The 11,322-nt window shown below is 51.4% G+C and carries 7 protein-coding genes; 5 read left to right on the forward strand and 2 right to left on the reverse strand.

Annotated elements, in window-relative coordinates; genetic code table 11:
* Nucleotides 1-19 precede the first annotated feature (19 nt).
* The 3 genes from L1278_RS06065 to L1278_RS06075 all read left to right on the forward strand — a co-directional run bounded on the left by L1278_RS06065 (nt 20) and on the right by L1278_RS06075 (nt 5,631).
* A complete protein-coding gene (locus tag L1278_RS06065; protein ID WP_253401916.1) occupies nt 20-955 on the forward strand; it encodes a type IX secretion system membrane protein PorP/SprF in 936 nt (311 codons plus the stop codon).
* 18 nt (nt 956-973) lie between these two features.
* Nucleotides 974-2,956: an OmpA family protein gene (locus L1278_RS06070; protein WP_253401918.1), complete on the forward strand. Its 1,983-nt coding sequence runs from the start codon at nt 974-976 to the stop codon at nt 2,954-2,956.
* Between the two features lie 374 nt (nt 2,957-3,330).
* On the forward strand, nt 3,331-5,631 hold the full coding sequence (locus L1278_RS06075; RefSeq protein ID WP_253401920.1) for a TonB-dependent receptor domain-containing protein: 2,301 nt from the start codon (nt 3,331-3,333) through the stop codon (nt 5,629-5,631).
* Between the two features lies 1 nt (nt 5,632).
* Here L1278_RS06075 and L1278_RS06080 read toward each other — a convergent pair whose 3' ends face one another.
* Together L1278_RS06080 and gcvP are read right to left on the reverse strand one after the other, a co-directional pair.
* Nucleotides 5,633-6,220, reverse strand: a complete 588-nt coding sequence (locus tag L1278_RS06080) for a DUF4136 domain-containing protein (RefSeq protein ID WP_253401922.1) — start codon at nt 6,218-6,220, stop codon at nt 5,633-5,635.
* 147 nt (nt 6,221-6,367) lie between these two features.
* Complete coding sequence (gene gcvP / locus L1278_RS06085; RefSeq protein WP_253401924.1) at nt 6,368-9,286, reverse strand: aminomethyl-transferring glycine dehydrogenase; 2,919 nt, start codon at nt 9,284-9,286, stop codon at nt 6,368-6,370.
* Nucleotides 9,287-9,540: 254 nt separating this feature from the next.
* Between gcvP and L1278_RS06090 the strand changes: the two genes are divergently transcribed.
* Nucleotides 9,541-10,761, forward strand: a complete 1,221-nt coding sequence (locus L1278_RS06090) for an NAD(P)-dependent oxidoreductase (RefSeq protein WP_253401926.1) — start codon at nt 9,541-9,543, stop codon at nt 10,759-10,761.
* Nucleotides 10,762-11,101: 340 nt separating this feature from the next.
* Nucleotides 11,102-11,322 (forward strand): hypothetical protein (locus tag L1278_RS06095; RefSeq protein ID WP_253401928.1); only part of this gene is annotated, 221 nt, incomplete at its 3' end.

The raw sequence follows: 11,322 nt of genomic DNA on the forward strand, positions 1-11,322 counted from the left end.
ATTAGAAAATTTTATTACCATGAGAATACTTTATACCCTGCTGGCGCTGCTGTTCACCTTTGCCGCGAATGCCCAGCAAAACCCGCAATACTCGCAGTACATCTTCAACAGTATGGCCATTAACCCGGCTTATACCGGCACCAAAGGTGTGCTCAACATCAACGCCTTCCACCGTTCGCAGTGGACAGGTATAGACGGAGCGCCCACCACGCAGGCGCTGAGCGTAGACGGCCTGACCAGCCACGAGCGTCTGGGACTCGGCCTGAACTTCACACGCGACAAGATCGGTGCCTACTCCACGACTTCGGCTTATGCCAATGCGGCAGCCCGCGTATCGGTGAGCGCCCGCGGCACGCTGAGCCTGGGTATAGCAGCCGGTGTGGTGCAGAGCGTGGTGGATGGTTCCGAGCTAGGTATAGTAGATGATCCGAGCATACCTGCAGGAAAGGATGTGTTCTACCGTCCGGATGTGAAGCTGGGTGTATACTTTAACACGACGCGTTTCTACGCAGGTATATCTGCCTCTGACCTGATCCAGTACAAAGATGTTTTCCAGATCGAACCGATTCGCCACTATTACTTCACGACAGGCTATGTGTTTGACGTGAGCAGCTTTATAAAACTGAAGCCAAGTGTGCTGATCAAGGAAGACTTCAATGCACCTGCCAACATGGACCTGAATGGCTTTGTGCTGCTGGGCGACCGCCTGTGGCTGGGCAGTTCTTACCGCACCAGCATGAACCTGTTCAACAAAAACGAGGAGGCGGATCCTGTAACAAAGCGCACGGCCATGGCTCTGATCGCGGAACTGCAAGTAACCAACGCCCTGCGCCTGGGTTACTCTTACGACCGCATGCTCAACGACCTGAATGGTTTTCACTCACACGAGATCTCGGTAGGTTACTACTTCTTTAAGAAGCAGGACACGAAAATGCTGACGCCGCAATACTTTTAATATTAGCTCTTACCGCATATGAATTTCAGACATATACCCTTATACCTTACTGCTGCCCTGTTGCTGGGCGCAGCACCTGTAGCCGAAGCGCAGCAGGAGCTTCGCAAAGCTAACAAGCACTACGAAAAGTTTGAATTTGCGCTGGCTTTAGAGCAGTACAAAAAAGCAGCTGAGAAGCGCAAGCCGGATGTGAAAACAGCCGAGCGCATTGCCGACTCTTACCGCCTGACACGCCAGACCGTGGAAGCGGAGCGCTGGTATGCCCAGGTGGTGGCCATGCCGGGCCGTGATCCGCAGAACATTTACCATTATGCAGAGGCGCTGCGCAGCAATGGCAAATACGACGAAGCCAAGCAGCAATACATGCTGTGGGCCGAGGAAGTGCCGGCTGCAGAGGAACGCGCGCAATACCTGATGGCATCCTGCGACAAAGCCATGAACTGGATAAACCAGAAAATGCCGCTGGCCGAAGTACAGCGCCTGAGCGGATTGAACGCCCAGGGTTTCTCTGACTTCAGCCCGATGAACTATGGTAAAGACGCGATCATTTTCACCTCAGACCGTGGTATAGATCAGGAAGGAAAAACCTCTGGCACCTACGGTTGGACTGGTCGTCCATATCTGCAGCTCTTTATGGCCAGCCGCGACGGCAACGGCAACTGGGGCAAACCGACTGCGCTGCACGAAATGATCAACGACCAGTACCACAATGCCACGGCATCAGCCACGGAAGACGGTCAAACGCTATACTTCACCCGTACGCAACTGGTGCAGCAGCGCAAGGCTGGTAACTCCGACCCGACTAGTTGGGTGGACAAGTCGCAGGTGCAGGAATACATCAACCGTTTGGAGATTTACTCATCTCAAAGACGCGGCACCACCTGGACAGAGATCAAGCCTTTTGCATTTAACAATGTAGCAGAATACTCAGTAGGTCATCCGGCCCTTTCACCTGACGGCAAAATCATGTACTTCGTGTCGGATATGCCGGGCGGTGTGGGTGAGACAGACATCTACTATACCTTGCGTCAGGCAAATGGCAGTTGGGGAGAGCCTGTGAATGCAGGTATCCTGATCAACACACCGGGTCGCGAAAGCTTCCCTTACGTGGATCAGAATGGTAAGCTCTACTTCTCTTCTGACGGGCACCAAGGTATGGGAGGACTGGATGTTTTCTCGGCCGAGGGCCAGCACGCTGCCTGGACAGCTGTAAACAACATGGGCCATCCGATCAACTCATCGAAGAATGATTATGGCATCATGTTCAACGAGGACGAAGAAACCGGTCTGCTGTCGTCTAACCGCGAAAGCAGCAACGGCACCGATGATATCTACAGCTTTAAAGTACTGCAAAAGCCTGTGGTGATAGCTGTGACTACGCTCGAGCGCAAGCAGAATGACCAAAAGAAAAACGTGCAGTTACCACTGCCACAGGTACAACTCCTGATCGCACAACAAAACCAAAGTGACAGCAGTACAGTCTTGACAAACACGAAGGGGCAGTACTTCATGGATGGCCGTAAAGGGAATTCTTATGTCATGCAGGGCTCTAAGCAGGGCTTCCTGAATCAGCATGCGCTGGTAGTGGTACCGAAAACCGCTCCGGATACCTTGCAGGTGGCCATGGTGTTCGATAGGGACGAGAAGAACGTGGCCATTGTGCTGGAAAACATCTACTATGACCTGGACAAGTGGGATATCCGTTCGGATGCAGCCAAGGAACTGGATAAACTGGCCGAAGTGCTGGTGGCAAACCCGACGATCAAGATTGAACTGAGCTCACACACTGATAGCCGTGAAAGTTTGAACTACAACCAGGTACTTTCAGAACGTAGAGCGCAGGCTGCCGTGAATTACCTGATCGGGAAAGGTATAGCCAAGGATAGACTGACTGCCAAAGGTTACGGTAAGACAAGGCTGGTGAACAAATGTACCGATGGCGTGTCTTGTCCGGAGGAAATGCACCAGCAGAACAGAAGAACCGAGTTCCGAATCAGATAAGAACTCCTTTAACAAGAATTAAAAATTTCATTAGCTTTCATAGTTTGGAAAGGCTCCGCAGATTCTACGGAGCCTTTTTTCATTTGTAGCCAATTGGAGATTTAGCATTTACTGTGCTGATGGTTGCTGTGGTAGAAGGCACTATTAAGGCCTAAGTTGCGAGTGGCGTATACCTGGCATGATCGAAAATGCTTCCCTTGCCTTTGCCAATATAGGTGTAAGAACTGCCATAGTCAGCGCCTTTCAGACAGTGATAATTTGTAGCCACGTTCAATCAAATGCCTGTAATGGTTATTGCAAGCCAGCGGAGCAAATTCTGCAAAATCTAACCCTTGCGAGGTGTAAGCCGTTTCGTTAGCAGCTAACTTGCACCCATGAATCCAACGTTATTCTCCCTACGCCTACATGTCCTGACCATCCTGCTGCTATTGCCGCTGCTGAGTTTCGCTCAGCAACAGATAGCAGGGCAGGTGCTGCACAATCAGACCCGTCAGGCACTGCATGGCGTGACCATCACGGCTAATAGCGGCGAGCAAACGCTAACCAACGCTTCCGGCCGATTTGAGCTGTCTGTCGCAAACCAGGCGACTTTCATACTGATTTCGCACATCGGATTCAAACCTGACACTATTTTAGTACAAGATATGCAGTCAGGTATGCCGTTTCAGGTATACCTGGAGCCATTGTCGGCTAGCCTTTCAGAAGTGGTTGTGACGGGTTATGAAAGCAACCGGCCTTTGCTCGAAACAGCGGGTGCCCTGAGTGTGATAGACCGGGAAGTGATGCGGCGTTTTGATGAAAGTTCGCTGGTACGGGCTGTGAATACGGTGCCGGGGGTGCGCATGGAAGAAAGGGCTACGGCCAGTTACCGCCTCTCCATCAGGGGCAGTAGTCTGCGATCGCCTTATGGCATTCGTAATGTGAAGCTATACCTGAGTGAAATTCCGCTTACCGAATCGAACGGCATCACAAACCTGAATCTGTATGATGCAGCCAACTTCAGCAGTATGGAAATTCTGAAAGGTCCGGCAGGCAGTATTTACGGTGCAGGTACAGGTGGCACGATACTACTCGAACCACGCAGCGCTGTATCCGGGGAGAAGGTTTTTCAGGTCGGCACTACCATCGGTTCTTTTGGTCTGCAACGCTATACCGCCAGTGCCAGTGTGGGCGGCGAGAAGCAGAGCCTATACCTGCAGTATACCCGCCAGCAACTCGACGGTTATCGGGAGCAATCAGGTATGGACCGCGAGACGCTGCTGCTCACCTCTACTTTCAACCCATCCGACAAAAGCACGATTCAAGCCAACCTGATCTATTCCGACTTGTTCTACCAGTTGCCCGGCGGACTGACGCAGGAACAATACGAGCAGGATCCGCGGCAGGCACGTGGTGGGATGTTCGGGAGTGTGGCCCAAAATGCTTCCATGAATCAGCAAGGTATAAACATCGGTTTGTCGCAGGAGTACCGCTTCAGTGACAGCTGGAAAAATACGACTGCCCTGTATGGCCTGTTCAGGTATAGAGATCACCCATTCAACACTGACTACGAACGAAACACCAACCAGGAGTATGGCGGCCGAAGCCGTTTTGTATATAATACTAACCTGGGCCAGGTAGGAACTACGATCACTTTTGGTGGTGAATACCAGCGCGGCTTTGAGGCGGCCCGCACCTACGACAACAACCGGGGGCGTGTGGATTCGCTGCGAACTGATGATGAGGTGTTGGCCAAAACAGGCTTGCTCTTCACTCAGGCTGAATTTGAGTTGCCCGGCAACTGGATCGCGACAGCAGCCCTCAGTCTGAACGACACCCAATATGAAATTACCCGTCTGCACCAGGCCCCGGGCGGAGGTCCATACCAGTATACACGCGAATTCAGTGCCGTGCTTTCGCCACGGGTGGCTTTGCTCAAGCGCCTGACAGAGCAGGTATCGGTGCATGGCAGCGTGAGTGCGGGCTTTTCCCCTCCTTCCGAAGAAGAGTTGCTGACCTCCGACGGTGCCCTCAACCAGGAATTGGAAGCAGAGAAAGGCATCAACTACGAGGCAGGTATACGCGGCTATACCTTAGGACGCAAGCTGAGCTTTGATTTAGTGGCTTTTCACTTCCGGTTGCGCGAGACGATTGCGAGCCGGCAGGATTTGTCGAGTATAGCCGTGTTCCGTAACGTAGGGGCTACTTCGCAAAGCGGACTCGAAGCGGCCTTAGGCTATACCTTGCTCGAAGACGCAACGCAACCTGTTAGCCTGCTTAAGGTATGGAGCAGCTATACCTACAGTCATTTCCGGTTCCGTGATTATCAGAAAGACGACACTGATTTGAGCGGCAACCAACTCACCGGTGTTGCCCCGCATACCTTAACCGCCGGCCTCGACCTGGCTACCCACTTCGGGCTATACCTGCACCTGACTGCCAACTACGTGGATGAGATTCCGCTGACAGACGAAAATACCGTGTATGCCGATGCCTATCTGGTGGCAGGCGCAAGGCTTGGATTTAGGCGTGAGTTGGGACGACAGTTTGTACTCGACCTATTTGCCGGTTCCGAAAACCTGACAGACCAGAAGTATAGCCTGGGCAACGACCTGAATGCTTTTGGAGGGCGCTACTTTCAGCCGGCTTCTCCACGAAATTATTACGGAGGCCTTAGTCTGTCGTATCGCTTGTAAATTACCTCCTGGCGGGCTGGTTTGGTGGGTATAGTGACAAGATACTGATGATAGATCTTCTGATTTTGCCTTCGTCGGTCTGTGCTACCACAATATCGCCTTCTGCCGCGCCGCGCCATACCAGTTCGTTGGTGCTGGCCGATACCAGATCAATGAGCATGGTGCCGGGCGTGTATTGGGCTACCGGTCTGTAATTGGGGAAATTGGCGGTGTTGTAGTTAAAGCGGTAGCCAAACCAATAGGCATAACCAAAATCAGGAGAAGCAGTTGCTGCGTCCTGCGCGACAGACACATCATAACCAACCAACAGATCCGGGCTTTCCGCATCGAGTGTCAGGCCTTTTTTGACCAGCTCGGCAGCAATGGCATCCCGCACCCGCCTGTCCAGCAACGGCTCGTACAGGTTTGGGTCAGCGGAGGTATTGGCCATTGTCGGCTCAAGCAAAGCAAAAGTGCGGTATATCTGGAAGTCCACGCTGCGGTCGTAAGTGCTGTCTGCTGTGATAGAAGGTATACAACTGCTTAAACCGATCAGCAAAGCAGGTATAAGGTATAGCCAGAGTTTCAGGTTAGGTATAGCGTTTCGCATAGAACTGTTGGTTGAGGTATAGGACCTTTGCTACAACAGGTATACGGAGCGAGGCAATCAGTAGGTATAGCTGCTATATCCCAGGCCACTAAAACAAAAAAGCCTGACCGATGTGGTCAGGCTTTTCAGATATAAGATGAAGACGGATTAGCCGATAGCTACCATCTCACTTTCATTCTCGTTGTACGCTTCGATAGGAGCGCAAGAGCATACCAGGTTACGATCGCCGTAAGCGCTGTCGATGCGGCTAACGGTTGGCCATACCTTGTTGTCGCGCAGGTATGCCATTGGGAATACTGCCTTCTCACGAGCGTATGGTCTTTCCCAGTTCTCTACCATCACCACTTTCAGGGTATGCGGCGCGTTCTTCAGCACGTTGTCTTTCTGGTCAGCTTTGCCGGCTTCAACCTCACGTATCTCCTCACGAATCGAGATCATCACCTCGCAGAATCTGTCCAGTTCTTCCTGTGCTTCTGACTCGGTTGGCTCCACCATCAACGTACCCGCTACCGGGAACGACACGGTTGGCGCATGGAAACCGTAGTCCATCAGACGCTTCGCGATATCCTCCACCTCTACACCGAATTTCTTGAACTCGCGGCAATCAAGGATCATTTCGTGTGCGCAACGGCCATTAGCACCCACATAAAGCACTGGATAATGTTTCTCCAGACGCGCCTTGATGTAGTTCGCATTCAGGATCGCCATTTTCGTAGCTTCGGTCAGACCCTCGCCGCCCATCATCGCGATGTAAGCATAGGAGATGGGCAGGATAGAGGCAGAACCCCATGGAGCAGCCGAAATAGCGTGGATCGCTTGCGGACGACCTAAGTCAACCACCGCGTGACCCGGCAAGAACGGAGCCAGATCTTTTACCACACCGATTGGGCCCATGCCAGGACCACCGCCACCGTGAGGTATACAGAATGTCTTGTGCAGGTTCAGGTGACACACGTCAGCACCGATATGCGCTGGCGAAGTAAGACCCACCTGGGCGTTCATGTTGGCACCGTCCATGTATACACGGCCACCGTTGTCGTGTATGATCTGGCAGATCTCGACGATAGACTCCTCGTAAACACCGTGTGTAGACGGGTAAGTCACCATCAGGCAAGACAGCTCATTCTTATATTGCTCAGCTTTCGCACGCAGGTCAGCTACGTCGATATTGCCTCTTTCGTCACACTTCACGATTACCACTTTCATGCCGGCCATTACTGCCGAAGCTGGGTTGGTGCCGTGTGCAGAAGAAGGAATAAGCGCAACCTTACGGTGATGATCACCGCGGGATTCATGGTAAGCACGGATCACCATCAGGCCAGCGTACTCGCCCTGCGCACCAGAGTTTGGCTGCAGAGACATCGCATCGAAACGGGTGATTTCGCAAAGCCAGTCTTCCAGATTCTTAAAGATTTCGGCATAACCCTGTGTCTGGTCGGCAGGAGCAAACGGGTGCAGCTGCCCGATCTCCGGCCAGGTGATTGGAATCATCTCGGCCGTAGCGTTTAGCTTCATGGTACAAGAGCCCAAAGAGATCATGGAGTGAACCAATGAAATGTCTTTGTTCTCGAGGTGCTTCATGTAGCGCAGAATCTCGTGCTCGGAGTGGTGCTTGTTAAACACCTCATGCGTCATGTACTCGCTCGTGCGGATCAATTTCTCAGACCAGGTGATCTCTGTCTCTTCTGGCAGTTCGTCTATGCCCAGCACGTCAGCAGATTTGCCAGCTACTTTCGCAAACACTGCCAGGATGTCTTGCACATCTTCCAGCTCGGTGTTCTGGTGCAGGGAAATACCGATGAAGTTCTCTTCGAAATAACGGAAGTTTATACCTGCCGCCTCAGCCTCGGTGCGGATGGCATTCTTCATATCAGCACTCTCCACCGCAATTTTCAGCGTGTCGAAGTAAGCTTCGTTCAGCTGTTCAAAACCAAGCGCTTTCAGGCCTTTCTCCAGCTGCTGCGCCAATGCGTGTGTGTTCAAACCGATGTACTTCAGGCGACGTGGGCCATGGTACACGGTATACATACCTGCGATAACGGCCAGCAATACCTGTGCAGTACAGATGTTGGAGGTGGCTTTCTCACGACGAATGTGCTGCTCGCGTGTCTGAAGCGCCATACGGTAAGCTCTGTCACCAGCGGCGTCTACCGAAATACCGATGATACGGCCCGGAATCACTCGTTTGAAAGCATCTTTTGTGGCAAAGTAAGCCGCATGCGGACCACCAAAGCCCATCGGTACACCGAAGCGCTGGGTAGTACCTACCACCACATCGGCGCCCATTTCACCCGGAGGTGTCAGAAGTGTTAAAGAAAGAATATCAGCGGCAACAGCAACCAGCATGTCCTGCGCGTGTGCCTTGCTGATGAAATCTGTATAATCGAAAATGGCACCGTCAGCAGCAGGATACTGCACCAGGGCGCCAAACAATGTTTCGTCAGAGAAATCTACTTCGCGGTGATCGCCGATTGCCAGCTCAATGCCGATTGGCGTAGCACGTGATACCAGCACGTCAAGCGTCTGTGGCAGCACCAGGTTCGATACAAAGAAGCGGGTGGCGTTCTTGCGGGCACCTTTGCGCTGAGCGTAGAACATACCCATGGCCTCAGCGGCGGCAGTACCTTCGTCCAGTAAAGAGGCGTTGGCGATTTCCATACCAGTCAGGTCCATCACCATCGTCTGGTAGTTGATCAGTGCCTCCAGACGGCCCTGCGCAATCTCAGCCTGGTAAGGGGTATAGGCAGTATACCAACCCGGGTTCTCCAGAATATTACGCTGGATCACCGGTGGCATAATGGTGTCGTTGTAGCCCAAGCCGATATACGATTTGTATACCTTGTTCTTTCTGGCGATCTCACCGAATTTCTTCAGGAATTTGGTTTCAGAAAGAGCCTTTGGCAGGTTCAGCGGCTTCTTAAGTCTAATGGCGGCCGGTACGGTCTCCTCAATCAGTTGATCCAGCGAGTCTACCCCGATGGTTTTAAGCATGTCCTGCATTTGCTCTTTATCAGGACCGTTGTGGCGCTCCTTAAAAGTGTCAGCAGGTTTTGTTTTAAGTATCATAATGATGAAGTATTGATTGGGAATTTGGGTTTTTACTTTCCAGTGGAAGACAAGCCAAAGGCTAACTTTCAATAATTTCTACAAAAGTAATAGTAATTGTTTATTATATTGAAGCATGAAAGCTAAATAGTTGGGGCGTGGCAAGTGCAGCTTTACATTATAAACGAGGCACTCCTATATATAAGGTATAGCAGGCCGCTTTCCTCAGACTTTTAAACACAACTTCAAGCAGAACAATTCACAAACACGCATCTATGAATAAAGTTAAGATCGGCATTATTAAAGAAGGCAAAATACCAGTAGACAAACGCGTACCGCTCACCCCCAAAAAGTGTGTAGAAGCCGTTCAGGAATTTCCGGGAGCGGAGGTAGTGGTACAACCCAGCGACGTACGCTGTTTTACCGACGAAGAATACGCCGAACTAGGTATAGACCTGCAGCAAGACCTGACCGATTGCGACGTACTGATGGGCGTGAAGGAAGTGCCCATTGACCAGCTGATCCCGAACAAGACGTATTTCTTCTTCTCGCATACCATCAAAAAACAGCCGCACAACGCCAAACTCCTGCGCGCCGTGCTCGACAAGAACATCACCTTAATAGACTACGAGCTACTGACCAATGCGCAAGGACAGCGCGTAGTAGCCTTTGGAAGGTATGCAGGTATAGTGGGGGCATATAACGGCATCCTCACCTATGGCAAAAAATGGAAACTTTTCGACCTGAAGCCCGCCTACCTGTGCCACGAGATGGAAGACATGCAGGAAGAATACTTTAAGGTGAAGCTGCCGCCGATAAAGATTGCCATAACCGGTGGTGGCCGCGTAGCAGGTGGCGCCATGGAGGTGCTCGACAAAATGGAGATAAGAAAAGTGAGCGTGTTCGACTACCTGTACAAGCAATTCAACGAGCCCGTATACGCCCAACTCCACTCCGGCGACTACAACAACCGCCCAGATGTGGAGGTATGGGACTCCCCTGATTTCTATGCCCACCCGGAGCTATACCAGTCCACCTTCCGCAAGTTCACCAAAGTAACTGACCTTCTGCTGGCCTGCGCCTACTGGGACCCACGCGCTCCGAAGCTATTCTCTGAAGAAGACACCCGCCAGCCTGATTTCAAAATCGACACGATCGCTGATATCACCTGCGATGTAGATGGCTCTATACCTACTACCAAGCACGCCACCACAATACCTGATCCTGCTTACGATTACAACCCGGATACAGGAGAGCTCGAGCCCGCTTACAGCAGAAAAGACAACATCACGGTAATGGCCGTCGACAACCTGCCATGCGAATTACCGCGTAACGCCTCCCGCGACTTCGGTCGTAATATAATAGATTATGTCTTCCCGCAGTTCTTCAATTATGATGAAGGCGGCATGCTGGCACGGGCTACCATAGCAAAAGGAGGGAAACTGACTGAAAGGTATAAGTATCTGCAGGAGTATGCGGAAGCAGCAGCTGTGTAAGAAGTGCTAGTATATATAATAGAGTATTAGCGAACGAGGTATAGACTAAACAGAAGTCTATACCTCGTTTCCATTTAAAGAGGTGATAAAAACAGGAAATAGCAGCGAAAAACGATACAATAAGAAGACGATTGAAGCTGTAGCAAGAAACTTTTAAACTAATTTAAAGATTTTGATGGTGCCACACAGACAGTTAGGGGGAACTGCTCCGGGACGCCAGCCGAATTTAACACCGGGTGCTTGCGGATTCGGAAATTTTGTGGACCTTTGCACTCCCAACCCGGTCAAACGGGGCGGGGAAACGGAAGTAAAACGGAACTCCAGCAGGGAGTCTGCCGGTATGGGAATCGAAAGACACCACGCTGGAAACGAGACTGGAAAAAAACTTTGCTCAGGTGCTTGCGGAATTAAAACTTCTGCTTACCTTTGCCACCCGCTTCACAAGGAAGCGTTCCTGGGAAAGGCTGCTAACACAGCCCGCAGGAAAAAGGAAAAAAAGTTTTGCAGAGTGCTTGAAGATGTAAAAGTTCTTCTTACCTTTGCAACCCGCTCTGAAACGAA

Source organism: Pontibacter sp. HSC-36F09 (genome assembly GCF_024171605.1).
GTDB lineage: Bacteria > Bacteroidota > Bacteroidia > Cytophagales > Hymenobacteraceae > Pontibacter.

Bases quoted from the DNA above. Each gene is read 5' to 3' on its own strand.
- L1278_RS06065 (WP_253401916.1), top strand. From the start codon at position 20: ATGAGAATACTTTATACCCTGCTGGCGCTGCTGTTCACCTTTGCCGCG.
- L1278_RS06070 (WP_253401918.1), top strand. From the start codon at position 974: ATGAATTTCAGACATATACCCTTATACCTTACTGCTGCCCTGTTGCTG.
- L1278_RS06075 (WP_253401920.1), top strand. From the start codon at position 3,331: ATGAATCCAACGTTATTCTCCCTACGCCTACATGTCCTGACCATCCTG.
- L1278_RS06080 (WP_253401922.1), bottom strand. From the start codon at position 6,220: ATGCGAAACGCTATACCTAACCTGAAACTCTGGCTATACCTTATACCT.
- gcvP (WP_253401924.1), bottom strand. From the start codon at position 9,286: ATGATACTTAAAACAAAACCTGCTGACACTTTTAAGGAGCGCCACAAC.
- L1278_RS06090 (WP_253401926.1), top strand. From the start codon at position 9,541: ATGAATAAAGTTAAGATCGGCATTATTAAAGAAGGCAAAATACCAGTA.